This is a genomic window from Bartonella vinsonii subsp. vinsonii (assembly GCF_902825235.1).
Classification (GTDB): Bacteria; Pseudomonadota; Alphaproteobacteria; order Rhizobiales; family Rhizobiaceae; genus Bartonella; species Bartonella vinsonii.
In genome coordinates this window covers 1-397 of sequence record NZ_CADEAJ010000074.1, presented here as the reverse complement: position 1 = coordinate 397, position 397 = coordinate 1, and the positions used below count along the sequence as shown (strand labels likewise).

Here is a 397-nt window from a genome sequence, read left to right as displayed (position 1 = left end):
GAGTAGCCATTGAACATTTAGACTGGTCTGATTTTATACTTCGCTATGACCGGCCAACGACCTTGTTTTACCTTGATCCGCCTTATTGGGGCGTTGAGGATTGCTACGGAAAAGATTTATTTAAGCGAGAGGATTACCAGAAAATGTCCACACTGCTTGCACAACTAAAGGGAAAGTTTGTTCTGTCTCTTAATGATGTACCAGAGATCCGAAAAACTTTTAGTCAGTTTACATTAAAAGAAGTGAGAATAGTTTATTCGTGCTGTTCTTCCAATAATGTGATTCCCAGTAAGGAACTGATCATCTCAAATTGCTATCTTTAAGAAAAGAAAAAAAGATTCATGAAAGGGGGCTTTAAATACCCTTTGAAAGGTCTTTGAAGACCCTGTGAGAACCC

The 397-nt window shown here is 38.5% G+C and carries 1 protein-coding gene; it reads left to right on the top strand.

The features are described from left to right. Positions 1 to 323, top strand: a 323-nt coding sequence (locus J7R12_RS08730) for a DNA adenine methylase (protein ID WP_234924871.1), incomplete at its 5' end; no start/stop codon positions are given. Positions 324 to 397 lie beyond the last annotated feature (74 nt).